Origin of the sequence: Herbaspirillum sp. UBA812 (assembly GCF_002296545.1) — a bacterium.
Taxonomy (GTDB): Bacteria; Pseudomonadota; Gammaproteobacteria; order Burkholderiales; family Burkholderiaceae_D; genus Herbaspirillum; species Herbaspirillum huttiense.
Genome location: NZ_DBIC01000203.1, coordinates 1 through 16,485, shown reverse-complemented (window position 1 = coordinate 16,485; position 16,485 = coordinate 1). Strand labels below are relative to the sequence as shown.

Genomic DNA, 16,485 nt, shown 5'->3' with positions numbered 1-16,485 from the left:
CGGCCGCTGGCCTCGCGCAGCAGGTGCGCGGCGCGGATCACCAGGTCCGACTCCTCGGGCACGCCGGGGACCTCATTGGTACGGCGGATCTGCCCGTCCTCGCGCAGGCTGAAATCGAGCGTGTCGCAGCGGTCGATCAACTGGAAGGCCGATTGCAGCAGGTGATAGCCATCCGGGCGGCGGCCGGTCACGTGCAGGAACAGGTTCAGCTTGGCCGGCGCCGGGCAGGCGGTGAGGGTGGTGGTCATGCGCAGTACGAATTCTTCAGTGGTGGATCAAACGCGGTGCAGGTTCAGCCATCAGGCATTCCATCAAGGCTTCTTCCAGCCATCGATGGCGATGCGGATCGCCACCTTGCCAGCCTGCGTCGTGCTGCGGGTGAGATCGATGCGCTTGGGGCGCGTCTGGCCGCTGGCGGCATCGTTCTCCCAGTTGGCATAGGTCACGCGCCAGCCATCGCGGGTGGTGAAGCTGGCGTCGTTCTCGCCAGCCTTGGCCACGAAGGGCTTGCCGCTGGCGTCGATGCCGCTGCCCTGCAGCCACTGGCGCATGCCCGAGACTGGCAGCGGCCAGCCCAGTGATTGCGCGGCCAGGGCATCCACATCGGCCGCCACCTGCGGTGCGCGGCCTGACTGCACCAGCGTGGCAATGCCGGGCTTGACGTTGATGGTGGCCACCGTCTGGCCCAAGGGCGAGAACATCTCCAGGTTCAGCTCCTGCGCAGTCTGCTTCCAGAAGAAGCTGCCATGCAGCGATTGCGGACGATCATCCTGCTCGTACTGCACCGAGATGCGGCCATCGATCTCGATGCTGGACTGGTAAGCCGGCGCGGTGGTGTCCGGTGCTACGGCATCCTGCGACACCGTGGCGCAACCGCCGAGCAGAGCGGCCAGGCAGAGGGCAGCAGCCCCCGGAAAAGCGCGTGTTTTGCTCATAACTTCACATTGAGACGCGACAGCGTGCTTTTCAGGACTTCATTGTTGGGTTCCTTGAGGCTGACTTCGCGCCAGACCTTGCGGGCTTCGTCCTGCTTGCCATTGGTCCACAGGACTTCGCCCAGGTGCACGCCGATCTCCACATCGGGGCGCAGGCCATAGGCGCGGCGCATCTGGGTTTCGGCCTGTTCGGCGCGGCCCATGCGGAACAGTACCCAGCCCAGGCTGTCGGCGATGAAGGGATCTTCCGGGGCCAGGTCGGCCGCCTTCTGGATCAGTTCCAGCGCTTCCGGCAGGCGGATGTTGCGATCGGCCAGCGAATAGCCCAGCGCGTTGTACGCGTGCTGGTTGCCCGGTGCCAGCTGCATCACGCGGCGCAGCGACTTTTCCATCTCGTCGAACTTGCCCAGCTTTTCCAGGACCATCGAATAGTCGTAGAGCAGGTCGGTATTGTTGGGGAAGCGCTGCAGGCCGCCCTTGAGCACGTCGGCCGCTTCCTGGTTGCGGTTGGCATCGCGCAGCAGGCTCGATTCGGCCAGCAGCAATTGCAGCTGCTCGCCATCGTTGGTCGATTCGGCTTGCGCATCTTCCAGCGCCTTGCGCGCGCCTTCGATGTCGTTCTTGCGGGCCAGCAATTGGGCGCGGCGGACCTGGATGTTCAGATAGCCTTCGGTGCCGGGCTCAGCCTGATCGAGATAGCGCAGGGCCGAATCCAGATCGCGGCGCTCCTCGGCGATGCGCGAGAGCAGCAGCAGGGCCTGGCTGGGATCGCGGTCTTCCTCTGGCTGGGCCGAGAGCACCTGCAGGTAGCGCTGCAGATAGTATTCGGCATCCTTCAGCTGGTCGGTCTGGGCCGACAGCACGCCCAGCGCGAAGAGGGTGGTGGCGTCTTCGCCGTCTTCCTTCAGCAGGGTCTCGAACTGGGTGCGGGCCAGCTTGAAGTCCTTCTGCTCGACCAGGCTGCGGGCATAGGCCACGCGTACTTCACGCGCATCCGGATACTTGCGCAGGAAATCAGTCACCAGCTTGGTCGCATCCTTGTTGTTGGAGGCGACCTGGGCGGCGGTGAGCACGGCCAGTTCCGAATCGGGCTTGATCTTCATGGCAGCGGCGGCTTCACGCTGGGCGGTGGCGCCATCGCCCATGCCGAAGGCACCCTGGGCCAGGGCCAGATGGGTTTCCATCAGGTCGCCATAAGGCTTGCTGATGTTTTGCAGGATGGTATAGCTGGCCTGCTTGTCCTTGGCCCGCGCCAGCAGACGCTGGATCTGCAGCAGCATCGGTCCGCGCGCCTGCGGGGCGGCATCGGCCAGGCGCTGGGTGAGCAGCGGTTCGATTTCGTCGACGCTGTCCGAGAGCATGATCAGGCCCAGATAATTCTGCAGGGCTTCATCCGAATGCGGCGCCAGTTCGGTCCACAGGCGCACCGCCACCAGCGCTTCGCCGGCCTGGCGCGCGGCCACGGCCATCTCGGCGGCGCGCTTGGCCAGGCGCGGATCGCGCGTCTGCTGGGCCGCAGCCAGCATGGTCACGTAGGCCGATTGCCATTGGCCGCGCTGGAAGGCGATCTCGGCTGTCAGCACTTTGTAAAGGATGTCCTCGCTCAGCTCCATGGCCGGCAGCGCGTCTTCCTGCTGCTGGACCTTGGCCTTGGGGGCTTTCTTGCGGTTGGCCGGCTTGGAGGAAGCCGTCTTCTGGTCAGTGGCCGCCTGGGCGTTCGCCTTGTCGCCGGGCTGCTGGAAGCTCGCGCAGGCAGTCAGCAGCAGGGAACTGGTGAGGAGGGCGATGGTTTTTTTCAAGATGTCATCCTGACGATTCGGAGAGGTTCGATTTTACGCGCAACAACCGTGGCGTTGCTGACGGCATTGAGACTGACGATGCTACGGATAACGCAGTGTAATCCATCTTTGACAAGCTTCTGTCCCGAGGTTGCACACGCGGCTTCAGGTCTTGATTTCAGCAAGTGCATTATCATATGCAGCTTCCTGCTCGTCCTCCCGGATCACCGCGATCCGCAAGCCCATGCCTGAATTACCAGAAGTCGAAGTCACCCGCCGCGGGGTCGCGCCCCATTTGGAAGGGCGCACCGTCAGCGGCGTCGTGCTGCGCCACACCGGCCTGCGCTGGCCTTTCCCCGAGGGCTTGCACACCCTGCTGGCCGGGCGCGTGATCCGCAGCACCGGGCGGCGCGGCAAATATCTGCTGATCCATTTCGACCATGGCACGCTCATCGTGCACCTGGGCATGTCCGGCCACCTGCGCATCCTGCCGCCGGGCATCGCGCCACAGAAGCACGACCACTTCGACCTCGAAGTCGGCGGCCAGGTCATGCGCATGACCGACCCGCGCCGCTTCGGTGCCATCCTGTGGCATGACCTCAGCGACGGCGACATCGAAGAGCACCTGCTGCTGCGCAGCCTGGGGCTGGAGCCGCTGGAAGACAAGTTCAGCGCGCGCGAGCTGTTCAACCAGACGCGTGGCCGCAGCGCCCCCATCAAGCAGGTGCTGCTGGCGGGCGACATCGTGGTCGGGGTCGGCAACATCTATGCGTCGGAAAGCCTGTTCAAGGCCCGCATCAATCCCAAGACCCCGGCGTACAAGATCAGTCTGGCGCGCTATGAGCGCCTGGCCGAAGCCATCCGCGAGACGCTGGCCGCCGCCATCGAGCAGGGCGGCAGCACGCTGCGCGACTTCATTGCAGTGAACGGGCAATCGGGCTACTTCCAGCAGAATTATTTCGTCTACAACCGTACCGGCGAGCCCTGCCGCATCTGCGCGGCACCGATCCGCCAGATCAAGCAGGGCCAGCGCTCCACCTTCTACTGCGTGAGCTGCCAGAAATGAAGGGACTTGTCGAATCGCGCCGCAAGAAGGCGTCCACCGCCGAGAACGCGGGCGCGCAGTATGAAGATCCCTCCTTTTCGGCGGAGGTCATCGCCTGGCAGAAGCAGCATGGCCGTCACAAGCTGCCCTGGCAAAACACGCGCGATGCCTATCGCGTGTGGCTCTCCGAGATCATGCTGCAGCAGACGCAGGTCGCTGCCGTGATTCCGTATTACCAGCGCTTCCTGGATCGCTGTCCGGATGTCTTCGCGCTGGCCGCCGCCCCCTCGGAGGACGTGATGGCGCTGTGGAGCGGCCTGGGTTACTACACGCGCGCGCGCAATCTGCACAAGTGCGCGCAGCGGGTGGTGGCTGAATACGGTGGCCGCTTCCCGGATGATCCGGGGCTGCTGGCCGACCTGCCCGGCATCGGGCGCTCGACTGCAGCCGCCATCGCCGCCTTTTCCTATGGACGCCGCGCGGCCATCCTCGACGGCAACGTCAAGCGCGTCTTTGCGCGCGTGTTCGGAGTGGATGGCTATCCCGGTGCCAAGCCGGTCGAAGACCAGCTGTGGCTGCGTGCGGTGGCCCTGCTCCCGGAAGAGGATATCGAGTCCTACACCCAGGGCCTGATGGACCTGGGCGCGACGCTGTGCGTGCGCGGCAAGCCAGCTTGCACGCGCTGTCCGCTGGCCGGACGCTGCGTGGCGCTGGCCGAGGATCGCGTGGCCGAACTGCCGGTCAGCAAACCGAAGAAAGCCGTGCCGGAAAAGGAAACGGTAATGCTGGTCATCACCCAGGGCGAGGATGTGCTGCTGGAGCAGCGCCCCGACAGCGGCATCTGGGGCGGCCTGCTGTCGCTGCCGGAAATCGGCGTGGGCAATGCCGAGCACTTCGACATTGCCGTGCGCACCCTGGTGGCGTCCTATGGCGAACTGGATGGCTGCCGCAAGCTGCAGCCGTTCTCGCACGTCTTCACGCACTTCAAGCTGCACGTGGCACCGTTCCAGGTAGCCCTGAAGAGCCGTAGCCATCGCATCGCCGAAGGCGGGCTGGTGTGGTATCCGGCGCGCAAGCTGGCTGATGCGCCCTTGCCGGCACCGGTCAAGAAACTCTTGCTGGGGGTATTGCGGGCGGACGATCTGCTGGCCACCGCCTGAACAGTTCACCTGACAGTTGCGGGTCTCACACCTGACACTTCAAGTCCCCGCACCTGACACTTCGGAAGCGCGGACCTGTCAGTTCAACTGGCGATGCCTGCACACCACCTGTTCAGTGGCGCGGAAATGACTGGCCAGTTGTTCAGCCAGATAGACCGAACGATGCTGGCCACCGGTGCAGCCGATGGCCACGGTGAGATAGCTGCGGTTGTCGTTCTTGAAGGAGGGCAGCCACTTTTCGACGAAGCCGCGGATGTCGTTGTACATCTCGGCCACTTCCGGATAGGCCACCAGGAACTCGATCACCGGCGCATCGCGTCCGGTCAGCGGGCGCAGCTCGGCGTCATAGTGCGGATTGGGCAGCATGCGCACGTCGAACACCAGGTCGGCATCCAGCGGCAGGCCGTGCTTGAAGCCGAAGGATTCGATGAGGAGGGTCAGCGGCGAGCGTTCCAGGTCCACCAGGTCCTTGACCCAGCGGCGCAGCTTGTTGGAGCTGAGCTGCGAGGTGTCCATGACCAGGCCGATGTCTTGCAGGTCGCCCAGCATGTCCTTTTCCAGCGCGATGCACTCGGTCAGGGTCAGGCGGTCCGATGAGGTGGGGCGGCCCGGCAGCAGGCGGTGCGACAGCGGGTGGCTGCGGCGCGTCTCGGAGAAGCGGGTGATGAGGGTTTCGTCGGAGGCGGTCAGGAAGAACACCTTGACGTCATGGCCATCGGCGCGCAACTGCTCGATGTCGGTGCGCAGCGTGGCCAGTGAATCGGCACTGCGGGCATCGGTGGCCACGGCCAGCATGCTTGCACCTTCCTTGATGCGGGTCTGCACCAGGTCGCACAGCAGGGAGGGCGGGAGATTGTCGACGCAGAAATAGCCGGCGTCTTCCAGCACGTGAAGTGCTACCGATTTGCCGGAGCCGGAAATGCCGGTGATCAGAACGATTCGCATGGCGGAATCATAACGCATCACCCGCGCCTGCGTGGCGGCACGGGTAGGCCAATGTGCCACCGAAAGTTTTCCCGGTGAGCGGGAAACTTGCGTCCGGCTTGTCCGGCTTATTCGCCGTTCATGGCGCGCCGCTGACGCTCGATGAATTCCTTGAGGGTGTCGATGCCGCGCAGTTGCAGGATGGTGTTGCGCACGGCGGCTTCCAGCAGCACCGCGATGTTGCGGCCGGCCGCCACGGGAATGACCACCTTGCGGATCGGCAGGCCCAGCACTTCTTCGTATTGCGCATCCAGCGGCAGACGTTCGTAGTTTTCTTCCAGCGTGCTGCGGCGGACCAGGTGGACGATGAGCTTCAGGCGCATCTTGCGGCGCACGGCGGTCTCGCCAAAGATGGCCTTGATGTCCAGCAGACCCAGACCGCGCACTTCCAGCAGGTTGGCCAACAGCGGCGGGCAGCGGCCCTCGATCATGTTGGGCGCGATGCGCGCGAACTCCACTGCATCATCGGCTACCAGGCCGTGGCTGCGCGAGATCAGTTCAAGACCCAGTTCGCTCTTGCCCAGTCCCGATTCGCCGGTGATCAACACGCCCACGCCCAGCACGTCCATGAACACGCCGTGCATGGTGATCTGTTGCGCCAGCTTCTTGGAGAGATACACGCGCAGATAATCGATCACCTGCGCGGCCGGCAGCGGCGTGGAAAACAGCGGGATATTCTTTTCGTCGCACACCGCCAGGATATCGGGCGGGGTCGACAGGCCTTGCGCGATGATGAACGCAGGCGGCTCACCGGCCACCAGTTCGGCGGTCTGGTAGGCGCGCGAGGTGTTGGAGAGTCGGTTGTAGTACTCGATTTCCTGATGGCCGAAGACCTGCAGGCGGCCGGGGTGGATCAGGTTGAGGTGGCCGACCTGGTCGGAGGCCGAGACGGCATCGCCCGAGATCAGGCGCTCGCCGCCGGGGAAGCCGGCGAACCAGCCCAGTTGCAGGGATTCACGGTTTTCTTCGTACAGCTGCTGAATCGACAACGCGGAATAATTGGGCATGGAGATCCGGATCTGCTCACAGGATAGGGTGCGGCCTTGCCGCCGGCTTGGTGCAGCCTGATTGTGCCGGCCTCAGCCGGCTTTTTCCATCGAGGTCTGCCAGGTCACGATGCGGGCATGCACCACGGCAGGGTCGGACTCGACGGTGAGTTCATTGCGGAAGGCATCGTCGGAAAACATCTCGGCGATTTCCGAGAGGATTTCCAGATGCTGCTGCGTCACGTTGTCGGGAATGAGCAGGAACACCAGCAGCTTCACCGGTTGGCCGTCGGGCGACTCGAAGGGAATCGGTGCGGCCAGGCGCATGAACAGCGCCAGCGGCGCCTTCAGGCCCTTGATGCGGCCGTGCGGCACGGCCACGCCATGCCCCAGTCCGGTCGAACCCAGACGCTCTCGTGCGAACAGGTTTTCGGAAACGGTGGAGCGCGCGATGCCGCTGTTGTTTTCGAAGGTCAGGCCGGCTTGTTCGAAAGCTCTTTTTTTGCTGGACACTTCCAGATCCAGAACCACGTTTTCTGGAGACAGGATTTTTGCGAGATTAGTCATGACGCTCATGGAATTGCTACGGACTGAAGCTTTGAGCAGGATTATAGGCTTCTTTGCCGATGCCGGATGGCTTTGAAAGCGCTGAACAGGAGGGGATTTCGGGCAGAAAACCCCGAATTGCCACGAGTTGCATACGAAAGATCGATGATCGTTGGCAACAAGTTGCCGCAAGGGATATCACGCCGTGATGGTTGGCGATGATGTGTGACGATGTGTGGAAAGAAGCGCGGCAGGAAAGGGCGGCTCATCTGTTGTCCGGTCACATCGGCCCGGACGAATGCCGCAAAGCAGACCCGCCGGCATGCACCGGCGGGCTGAAGTGCATTACATCTCGATGCGGCCGAAGATCAGCAGCACGTCGCCATTGTTCTTGTTGGCCGACAGGCGCGGCACGTAGGCGAACATGATCTTGGCCTTCTGCGTACCGATGGAGGCCAGCGGCAGCGGCACCGGGAAGGGAATGCTGTGGAAGTAATCCTGGCGGCTCATCAGCATGGCGGTGCCGCCCAGGCCCAGTTCCAGCCCGGTCTTGGCGATCGGGAATACCCACTCATAGGCATAGCCGGCCATGTACTGCGGATGGCGGTGCGAATCCTTGATCACGAAGCCGTACAGGGATTCATCATTGCCCTGCTCGTTGCGCAGGGTCTTGCCGTAACCGGCACCCCAGGCATGTTCGTTGAGTTCATTGAGTTTGTCGCGGCTGTAGGTGCTGCGGCCGTGGTGCGCCACGCCGGACAGGTAGATGGCGTCATCGCCCTGGTTCCAGATCCTGGAGGCGTGGTCCTTGGTTTGCTGCCAGAGGCTGTACTGGTTGTCTTCCGCGTGGGCGGCAGGGGCCAGGGCCAAGGTGGCGGCAGAGACGAGGGCGGCTTTGCGCAATATCGCGCCAAAAGTGAAGGTTTCGGCCTGGCACCGGAGCTGGGTGGTGGTTTTCATGGTTGTTATTGAAGGGAAAAGCAAAAAAACGCGACGGCAAGTGGGTAAGCGAGGGGATGTGCAGGCGGCATGGTGACCGCGGAACAGGCAAAAGGCGAGTCGCCGGCCAGCTCATCCACAGCTGGTGTGGACTGCCATCGTGGCAAAAATATCCCGCCAGGTGGATCTTGCTGAAGCGCAAGATGTTACCAAATCATGGCGGCCATGGCTGTCCCCACGGGACAACGACACCGCTGGGTGCAAGATTTTGTAACAATTTGCTGACACTCCGTGGTGTTGGCACCACGGAGAACAGCCTGCAGGGATGAATTGTCGACGCTTACTGGCGCGCGTTGCGCAGTTGCGAAGGCGGCTTGGCGCTGGAGAAATTGCTGCGCCAGGGATTGATGTCCAGCCCGCCGCGCCGCGTGTAGCGAGCGTAGACCGCCAGTTTCTGCGGTTTGCAGTGGCGCAGGATGTCGGTGAAGATGCGTTCCACGCATTGCTCGTGGAATTCATTGTGTTCGCGGAAGCCGATGATGTACTTCAGCAGCCGCTCCTGGTCGATGGGCGCGCCCACGTACTGGATTTGCACGCTGCCCCAGTCGGGCTGGCTGGTCACCGGGCAGTTGGACTTGAGCAGGTGCGATACCAGGGTTTCTTCCACGGTGGCTTCGTCGGTATTGGCACGCAGCAGGCTGCCATCGGGATGGGCCGCGCCGGTGGCCGGTTCGATTTCCACATCGAGCCGGTCCAGCAGCAGGCCGGAGAGTTCACCAAACTGCATCTGCCCGAACTGCGAGGATTCGGTCAGCGTCACCTGCACGCTGGCACCTGCGGCGGCCGAGAGGTCGGTGCGCATCTTGTCGATCAACTGGTCGGCGCTTTCCAGACGCTCCTGGTTGAAGGAGTTCAGATACAGCTTGAAGGACTTCGACTCGATGATGTTGGGCGAATCGGCCGGCACCATGAAGGTGGCGATGGCGATCTGGGGTTTGCCGCGCAGGTTCAGCCAGGAGATTTCATAGGCCGTCCACAGGTCCACGCCGAAGAAGGGCAGGGTACCGCTGATCTGCAATTCGGCGCGCTTGGGCGCGCGCGGAATCGGGAACAGCAGGCTGGGATCGTAATGGGTCGGATATTCCGAACTCTTGCCCAGGGGTGAACTTTCCGGCGAATGGCCGACGGTGGATGCGGGCGGGTTGGTGTGGTCCATATGAATACTCCTGCGGTGCTGCGGGTGACGTTCTGTGATGTTGCCGCCGCGCGCCGGGGAAACGGCGCGCGGCGTCGGCGTTGATCAGCCGAGGAAGAGCTTGTACAGCGGGTTCTTCGTTTCGTCCCAGTGGCGATAGCCCAGCTGGGCCAGGAAGGCGCGGAATTCCTTCATTTCCTTCTTCGGCACTTGCACACCGATCAGGATGCGGCCGACATCGCCGCCCTGGTTGCGGTAGTGGAACAGGCTGATGTTCCAGCCCGGGTTCATGCTGGAAAGGAACTTCATCAACGCGCCCGGACGTTCCGGGAATTCAAAGCGATACAGCAGTTCATCGCCCGCCAGTTCACTCTTGCCCCCCACCAGGTGACGGATGTGGACCTTGGCCAGTTCATCATGGGTCAGGTCCAGCACGCCAAATCCTGCCTTCTCGAAATTGCGCGCGATCTTGCCTGCTTCATCCGCTGCCGATACCTGGATACCGACGAACACATGCGCCGCCTTGGCATCGCTGATGCGGTAGTTGAATTCGGTGACGTTGCGCGGGCCCACGGTTTCACAGAAGCGGCGGAAGCTGCCGCGTTCTTCGGGAATGGTGACGGCGAAGACCGCTTCACGGGCCTCGCCGTTGTCCGCCATTTCGGCCACGAAGCGCAGGCGGTCGAAGTTCATGTTGGCACCGCAGGCGATGGTGACGAGGGACTCGCCCTTGATCGGCTTCTTGCTGGCCTTGGCACGTTCCACATAGGCCTTGGCTCCGGCCACGGCCAGCGCGCCGGCGGGTTCGACGATGCTGCGGGTGTCCTGGAAGATGTCCTTGATGGCGGTGCAGACGGCATCGGTGTCGACGATGATGACTTCGTCCACCAGCTCCTTGGCGATGCGGAAGGTTTCTTCACCTACCAGCTTGACCGCCGTGCCATCCGAGAACAGGCCCACGTCCGGCAGGGCCACGCGGCGGCCGGCTTTCAGGCTGCGCGCCATGGCGTCGGAGTCGGTGGTCTGTACGCCGATAATCTTGATGTCCGGCCGCACTGCCTTGACGTAGGAGGCCACGCCCGCGATCAGGCCGCCGCCGCCGATGGCCACGAAGATGGCGTGGATCGGGTCCGGGTGCTGGCGCAGGATTTCCATGCCCACCGTGCCCTGGCCGGCGATCACGTAGGGATCGTCGAAGGGGTGGACGAAGGTCAGCTTCTGCTTCTTTTCCAGCGTCAAGGCGTGTTCGTAGGCATCGGTGAAGGAGTCGCCGAAGAGCACCACTTCACCGCCGCGCGCCTTGACGGCGTCGATCTTCACCTGCGGGGTGGTGGTGGGCATGACGATCACGGCGCGGCAGCCCAGGCGGGCTGCGGAGAGCGCCACGCCCTGGGCGTGGTTGCCGGCCGAGGCGCAGATGACGCCGCGCTTCAGTTGCGCCGGCGTCAGGTGGGCCATCTTGTTGTAGGCGCCGCGCAGCTTGAAGCTGAACACGCTCTGCATGTCTTCACGCTTGAAGTAAATTCGATTATCAATCCTTTGCGACAGCGTATTCGCCAGTTCCAGCGGGGTTTCTTGGGCGACGTCGTAGACGCGGGCGGTCAGGATCTTTTTAAGATAATCGTTACTCATGTTGGTCATCAATGAAGTGAAGTCAGGCGAGCAGCAGCGGGTTCAGGCGCGGTCATATCGCAATCTGGGTAAAAGGAATCAAGGCTGGGTAAGCCGCTGGGGATTTCCTCCTGGGCCGGGCTGGCAGGTCACCGGTCCGGGCCAGGGGAACTGGGCATTATAAAGGACCGCACCGGGGCCGCTGCAAGCGCGTATTCTGGCGGGTATGGAGCTGAATCTTTCTTCACTTCTTGAATTCAGGCCCGGTGGCACCAGCTAGAATGCACGCTGCGCCACCACACCGGCTTGACGGGTGGCAAGTTTCCCTCCTGGCTGCGGCCAGCCGATTCCACCTACCTGCCTCCTGCATGATCGAATCCGCCGTCCTCTGGCTGCTCAATATCCTCGCCATTCCTACCGTCGGCCTGACCTCGGTGTTCCTGATCAGCTTCATTTCGGCCACCCTGCTGCCGCTGGGTTCTGAACCGGCGGTGTTTGCCGTCATCAAGGCCAGTCCGGAGATGTTCTGGCCGGTGATCCTGGTGGCCACCCTCGGCAACACCCTGGGCGGTATCGTCGACTATTGGATGGGCTATGGGGCCAAGCAGGCCTTTGCCAAGGAGCGCTCCTCGCGCTGGTTCCACTGGCTGGAGCGCTTCGGTGCCAAGACCATGCTGCTGGCCTGGCTGCCCGGCATCGGCGATCCCATTTGCACCCTGGCCGGCTGGCTGCGGCTGCCGTTCTGGCCTTCGGTGTTCTATATGGCCATCGGCAAGTTCATCCGCTACGTGCTCATGACCTGGCTGCTGTTGAACGTGCCGGATGGCTTCTGGCACAAGCTGGGCAGCTGGCTGGCGTAAATTCCTGAAAAGATGAAGCAAAACGGCGCCGCAAGGGCGCCGTGGCAGGGGTTCCGGGAGGCAGGTGAATCATCCTGCCAAAGTCGGCACCAGATTCTCGATCAGGCGGATCGCCAGGAAGGTCGCCGTCACGCCCAGCACGGCCAGGTGGCGGGTCTTGAGCTTCATGGTCAGGCCCGTGTCTTCGTTGAGGATGGCGGTATGCATGGTGATCTCCTTGTAGCGTCGTCGCGGCCCGGTCAGGCCTTGCATTGCGCATAGTCGGCCAGGGTAATGGCCAGGTTTTCCAGGAATTCGGTCATCAGGGTTTGCAACATGGGGCCTCCTTGGCGGGATGGGTCAGGGCATGTCCCTGATGGCTGAGTGGTTGAGACGAATTATAGATTTTAGCAATCGACTTTTAGAAATTGATTGTTATTATGAATCCAATTGGTGGAGGCTATTGCCGCGCTGCTCGCTGCAAACGTCGCCGATCCGCCGCATAAGGTCTCTCAAAGCTCATGCAAGCGCGCCCAAAACCCGGGTCCGGCCATCGCGAGTTTTGCCAATAGGCTAAAATGCACCTCCGGCAGCAGATTTACCTCATACATCGATGAACGCCCCCGCACAGATCCAGGCTTTGCTTACAGACGCGCCGCATGGCGCAGCGACACCGCGCTTGCGCGAAATCCCTTACAACTACACTTCCTTCTCCGATCGCGAGATCGTGATCCGGTTGTTGGGCGAAGCCTCCTGGTCCCTGCTGGACGAGCTGCGCGGCAAGCGCCAGACCGGCCGTTCGGCGCGCATGCTGTATGAAGTTTTGGGCGATATCTGGGTGGTCCGCCGCAATCCTTATCTGCAGGACGACCTGCTGGACAACCCCAAGCGCCGCGCCGCCCTGATCGAGGCGCTGAACCACCGCCTGAGCGAAGTCGACAAGCGCCGCCTGGCCACCGACCTGGCCGAATCCGGCGACGCCGAGGCCCAGCGCCGCAGCGCCAGCGTGGAAGCCTTGCTGAAGGCGGCCCGCAAGGCCATCGGCGACTTCGCCGAAGAATTCCGCCAGACCTATGACCTGCGCAAGCGCGCCACCAAGGTCCTGGGCCGCTATACCGCCAAGGACAACATCAAGTTCGACGGCCTCTCGCGCGTCTCCCACGTGACCGACGCCACCGACTGGCGCGTCGAGTACCCCTTCGTGGTGCTGACCCCGGACAGCGAAGACGAGATGGCCGGCCTGGTCAAGGCCTGTATCGAACTCGGCCTGACCATCATCCCGCGCGGCGGCGGCACCGGCTACACCGGTGGCGCCATTCCGCTGACGCCCATGTCGGCCGTCATCAATACCGAAAAACTGGAACAGCTGGGCGCGGTCGAGATGGAAATCCTGCCCGGCCTGGACAAGCCCTACGCCACCATCTACTCGGGTGCCGGCGTGGTCACCAAGCGCGTCTCGGATGCGGCTGAAAAGGCCGGCTTCGTCTTCGCGGTGGACCCGACTTCGGCCGAAGCCTCCTGCATCGGCGGCAACGTCGCCATGAACGCCGGCGGCAAGAAGGCCGTGCTGTGGGGCACTGCGCTGGACAACCTGGCCAGCTGGCGCATGGTCGATCCGCAGGGTGACTGGCTGGAAGTGACCCGCCTGGACCACAACCTGGGCAAGATCCACGACGTCGAAGTGGCACGCTTCAAGCTGGAGTGGTCGCATCCCGGCGAAAAGGGCCAGAAGACCGAAGTCTTCAAGACCGAGATCCTGGAAATCTCCGGCAAGAAATTCCGCAAGGAAGGCCTGGGCAAGGACGTCACCGACAAATTCCTCTCGGGTCTGCCCGGCGTGCAGAAGGAAGGCTGTGACGGCCTGATCACATCGGCTCGCTGGATCCTGCACAAGATGCCCAAGCAGACCCGCACGGTCTGCCTGGAATTCTTCGGCCAGGCGCGCGATGCGATTCCCTCGATCGTCGAAATCAAGGATTACCTCGACGCCGAAACCAAAAAGGGCGGTGCCATCCTGGCCGGCCTGGAACACCTGGACGAGCGCTACCTGCGCGCGGTCGGCTATGCCACCAAGTCCAAGCGCGGCGTGCTGCCCAAGATGGTGCTCATCGGCGACATCGTCGGTGACGACGAGAATGCCGTCGCCGCTGCCGCTTCGGAAGTCATCCGCATGGCCAACAACCGCGTGGGTGAAGGCTTCGTGGCCGTGAGCCCGGAAGCGCGCAAGAAATTCTGGCTGGACCGCTCGCGCACGGCGGCCATCGCCAAGCACACCAATGCCTTCAAGATCAACGAGGACGTGGTGATCCCGCTGAACCGCATGGGCGAATACACCGACGGCATCGAGCGCATCAACATCGAGCTGTCGATCAAGAACAAGCTGCAACTGCTGGCCGAACTGGACAGCTTCTTCGTCAAGGGCAACCTGCCGCTGGGCAAGAGCGACGACGCCGAGGGTGACGACATCCCCGCCGCCGAAATGCTGGAAGACCGCGTCCACCAGGCCGAGAGTCTGCTGGAGCAGACCCACGCACGCTGGTCCTACCTGCTGGCCAACCTGGACAAGCCGCTGGGTGAAGCCAAGGGAGAACTGGCCGCACTGGGTCTGGAAAAGATGCTGCCGGTGTTCGAGCAGCGCCTGATCGACCAGCCCGAAGCCGCCGTCTTCCACGTGGTGCAGGACCGCACCGTGCGCATTTCCTGGAAGCAGGAAGTGCGGGCGCAATTGCGCCAGATCTTCTCGGGCGCGGCCTTCAAGCTGATCCTGGAAGAATGCCAGGCCATCCACAAGCGCGTGCTGCGCGGCCGCGTCTTCGTGGCCCTGCACATGCACGCGGGTGATGGCAACGTGCACACCAACCTCCCGGTCAATTCCGACCACTACGAAATGCTGCAGGATGCCCACGTCGCCGTGGCGCGCATCATGAAGCTGGCCCGTTCGCTCAATGGCGTGATCTCGGGCGAGCACGGCATCGGCATCACCAAGCTGGAATTCCTGACCGAAGACGAGATCGGCGAATTCCGCGAATACAAGAAGCGCGTGGACCCGGAAGGCCGCTTCAACAAGGGCAAGCTCCTGAACCTGCCCGGCATGGAAGCGGACCTGTCCAACGCCTACACGCCTTCGTTCGGTCTGATGGGCCACGAATCGCTGATCATGCAGCAGAGCGACATCGGTGCGATTGCCAGCAGCGTCAAGGACTGCCTGCGCTGCGGCAAGTGCAAGCCGGTCTGCTCGACCCACGTGCCGCGCGCCAACCTGCTGTACTCGCCGCGCAACAAGATCCTGGCGACCTCGCTGCTGGTGGAAGCCTTCCTCTATGAAGAGCAGACCCGCCGTGGCGTTTCCATCAAGCATTGGGAAGAGTTCGAGGACGTGGCCGACCACTGCACGGTCTGCCACAAGTGCGTCACGCCTTGCCCGGTCGATATCGACTTCGGCGATGTCTCGATGAACATGCGCAACCTGCTGCGCAAGATGGGCAAGAAGTCCTTCAATGCCGGTACCAATGCGGCCATGTTCTTCTTGAACGCCACCGACCCGGCCACCATCAACGCCACCCGCAAGGTGATGACGCAGTGGGGCTTCAAGGCGCAGCGCCTGGGCAACGACCTGATGAAGAAGTTTGCCAAGAAGCAGACCCAGAAACCGCCCGCCACCGTCGGCAAGCCGCCGGTCAAGGAGCAGGTGATTCACTTCATCAACAAGAAGATGCCGGGCAACCTGCCCAAGAAGACCGCGCGCGCGCTGCTGGATATCGAGGACGACAAGATCGTCCCCATCATCCGCAACCCCAAGACCACCACGGCCGATACGGAAGCGGTGTTCTACTTCCCGGGCTGCGGATCGGAGCGCCTGTTCTCGCAGGTCGGCCTGGCCACGCAAGCGATGCTGTGGAATGTGGGCGTGCAGACGGTGCTGCCGCCGGGCTACCTGTGCTGCGGCTATCCGCAACGTGGTACCGGCGACTTCGAAAAGGGCGAGAAGATCATCACCGACAACCGCGTGCTGTTCCATCGCATGGCCAATACGCTGAACTACCTCGACATCAAGACCGTCGTGGTGTCCTGCGGTACCTGCTACGACCAGCTGCAGGGGTATGAATTCGAGAAGATCTTCCCCGGCTGCCGCATCATCGACATCCACGAATACCTGCTGGAGAAGGGCGTCAAGCTGGAAGGCGTGACCGGTACCCGCTACATGTACCACGACCCCTGCCACAGCCCGATGAAGCAGCAGGATCCGCTGAAGACCGTCAACTCGCTCATCACCACGGTGGACGCGCAGAAGATCGAGAAGAACGATCGCTGCTGCGGCGAGTCGGGTACTTTCGGTGTGTCGCGTCCGGATGTCTCGACCCAGGTCCGCTTCCGCAAGGAAGAGGAGATGAAGAAGGGCAGCGACAAGGTCCGCGCCGATGGCTTCACCGGCGACGTCAAGATCCTGACCTCCTGCCCGTCCTGCTT

General features: G+C 62.8%; 14 protein-coding genes. 4 read left to right on the top strand and 10 right to left on the bottom strand.

From position 1 onward, the window contains the following. The 3 genes from B3873_RS13510 to B3873_RS13500 form a co-directional block, all read right to left on the bottom strand. Nucleotides 1-248 (bottom strand): 4-(cytidine 5'-diphospho)-2-C-methyl-D-erythritol kinase (locus B3873_RS13510; RefSeq protein WP_414651539.1); only part of this gene is annotated, 248 nt, incomplete at its 3' end. 63 nt (nucleotides 249-311) lie between these two features. Continuing rightward, on the bottom strand, nucleotides 312-935 hold the full coding sequence (gene lolB, locus B3873_RS13505) for a lipoprotein insertase outer membrane protein LolB (RefSeq protein ID WP_286866668.1): 624 nt from the start codon (nucleotides 933-935) through the stop codon (nucleotides 312-314). After that, nucleotides 932-2,734, bottom strand: a complete 1,803-nt coding sequence (locus tag B3873_RS13500) for a tetratricopeptide repeat protein (RefSeq protein ID WP_121045829.1) — start codon at nucleotides 2,732-2,734, stop codon at nucleotides 932-934. Before B3873_RS13500 ends, lolB begins: the two co-directional genes overlap by 4 nt. Before the next feature lie 223 nt (nucleotides 2,735-2,957). Here B3873_RS13500 and mutM point away from each other — a divergent pair, with 223 nt between their 5' ends. Both mutM and mutY read left to right on the top strand, forming a co-directional pair. Further along, entirely contained in the window at nucleotides 2,958-3,779 is an 822-nt protein-coding gene (gene mutM / locus B3873_RS13495; RefSeq protein ID WP_039784124.1) for a bifunctional DNA-formamidopyrimidine glycosylase/DNA-(apurinic or apyrimidinic site) lyase, read from the top strand. Further along, the gene (gene mutY, locus B3873_RS13490) at nucleotides 3,776-4,918 is read left to right on the top strand and encodes an A/G-specific adenine glycosylase (RefSeq protein WP_286866666.1); all 1,143 of its coding nucleotides are present in this window, start codon (nucleotides 3,776-3,778) and stop codon (nucleotides 4,916-4,918) included. The genes mutM and mutY overlap by 4 nt, the downstream gene beginning before the upstream one ends. Before the next feature lie 78 nt (nucleotides 4,919-4,996). On the opposite strand, the gene rapZ is transcribed toward mutY, so the two are convergent. The 6 genes from rapZ to ilvA all read right to left on the bottom strand — a co-directional run bounded on the left by rapZ (nucleotide 4,997) and on the right by ilvA (nucleotide 11,209). Then, the gene (gene rapZ, locus B3873_RS13485; protein WP_039784163.1) at nucleotides 4,997-5,863 is read right to left on the bottom strand and encodes an RNase adapter RapZ; all 867 of its coding nucleotides are present in this window, start codon (nucleotides 5,861-5,863) and stop codon (nucleotides 4,997-4,999) included. Between the two features lie 107 nt (nucleotides 5,864-5,970). Beyond that, entirely contained in the window at nucleotides 5,971-6,909 is a 939-nt protein-coding gene (gene hprK / locus B3873_RS13480; protein WP_034330851.1) for an HPr(Ser) kinase/phosphatase, read from the bottom strand. A gap of 72 nt (nucleotides 6,910-6,981) precedes the next feature. Further along, on the bottom strand, nucleotides 6,982-7,455 hold the full coding sequence (locus B3873_RS13475; protein ID WP_034330862.1) for a PTS sugar transporter subunit IIA: 474 nt from the start codon (nucleotides 7,453-7,455) through the stop codon (nucleotides 6,982-6,984). A 324-nt stretch (nucleotides 7,456-7,779) separates the two neighbouring features. Then, nucleotides 7,780-8,394 (bottom strand): hypothetical protein, encoded by a 615-nt coding sequence (locus B3873_RS13470; RefSeq protein ID WP_039784126.1) that lies wholly within the window; start codon nucleotides 8,392-8,394, stop codon nucleotides 7,780-7,782. 319 nt (nucleotides 8,395-8,713) lie between these two features. Then, nucleotides 8,714-9,589, bottom strand: a complete 876-nt coding sequence (gene queF, locus B3873_RS13465; RefSeq protein WP_286866665.1) for an NADPH-dependent 7-cyano-7-deazaguanine reductase QueF — start codon at nucleotides 9,587-9,589, stop codon at nucleotides 8,714-8,716. A gap of 84 nt (nucleotides 9,590-9,673) precedes the next feature. Beyond that, nucleotides 9,674-11,209: a threonine ammonia-lyase, biosynthetic gene (gene ilvA / locus B3873_RS13460; RefSeq protein WP_286866664.1), complete on the bottom strand. Its 1,536-nt coding sequence runs from the start codon at nucleotides 11,207-11,209 to the stop codon at nucleotides 9,674-9,676. A 338-nt stretch (nucleotides 11,210-11,547) separates the two neighbouring features. Between ilvA and B3873_RS13455 the strand changes: the two genes are divergently transcribed. After that, nucleotides 11,548-12,039, top strand: a complete 492-nt coding sequence (locus B3873_RS13455) for a YqaA family protein (protein ID WP_209535084.1) — start codon at nucleotides 11,548-11,550, stop codon at nucleotides 12,037-12,039. A 69-nt stretch (nucleotides 12,040-12,108) separates the two neighbouring features. On the opposite strand, the gene B3873_RS13450 is transcribed toward B3873_RS13455, so the two are convergent. After that, the gene (locus B3873_RS13450) at nucleotides 12,109-12,246 is read right to left on the bottom strand and encodes a hypothetical protein (RefSeq protein WP_166675521.1); all 138 of its coding nucleotides are present in this window, start codon (nucleotides 12,244-12,246) and stop codon (nucleotides 12,109-12,111) included. Nucleotides 12,247-12,631: 385 nt separating this feature from the next. Between B3873_RS13450 and B3873_RS13445 the strand changes: the two genes are divergently transcribed. After that, nucleotides 12,632-16,485 (top strand): FAD/FMN-binding oxidoreductase (locus B3873_RS13445; RefSeq protein WP_286866663.1); only part of this gene is annotated, 3,854 nt, incomplete at its 3' end.

Bases quoted from the DNA above. Each gene is read 5' to 3' on its own strand.
- queF (WP_286866665.1), bottom strand. From the start codon at position 9,589: ATGGACCACACCAACCCGCCCGCATCCACCGTCGGCCATTCGCCGGAA.
- ilvA (WP_286866664.1), bottom strand. From the start codon at position 11,209: ATGACCAACATGAGTAACGATTATCTTAAAAAGATCCTGACCGCCCGC.
- mutM (WP_039784124.1), top strand. From the start codon at position 2,958: ATGCCTGAATTACCAGAAGTCGAAGTCACCCGCCGCGGGGTCGCGCCC.
- B3873_RS13450 (WP_166675521.1), bottom strand. From the start codon at position 12,246: ATGCATACCGCCATCCTCAACGAAGACACGGGCCTGACCATGAAGCTC.
- mutY (WP_286866666.1), top strand. From the start codon at position 3,776: ATGAAGGGACTTGTCGAATCGCGCCGCAAGAAGGCGTCCACCGCCGAG.
- B3873_RS13470 (WP_039784126.1), bottom strand. From the start codon at position 8,394: ATGAAAACCACCACCCAGCTCCGGTGCCAGGCCGAAACCTTCACTTTT.
- hprK (WP_034330851.1), bottom strand. From the start codon at position 6,909: ATGCCCAATTATTCCGCGTTGTCGATTCAGCAGCTGTACGAAGAAAAC.
- B3873_RS13475 (WP_034330862.1), bottom strand. From the start codon at position 7,455: ATGACTAATCTCGCAAAAATCCTGTCTCCAGAAAACGTGGTTCTGGAT.
- lolB (WP_286866668.1), bottom strand. From the start codon at position 935: ATGAGCAAAACACGCGCTTTTCCGGGGGCTGCTGCCCTCTGCCTGGCC.
- rapZ (WP_039784163.1), bottom strand. From the start codon at position 5,863: ATGCGAATCGTTCTGATCACCGGCATTTCCGGCTCCGGCAAATCGGTA.
- B3873_RS13455 (WP_209535084.1), top strand. From the start codon at position 11,548: ATGATCGAATCCGCCGTCCTCTGGCTGCTCAATATCCTCGCCATTCCT.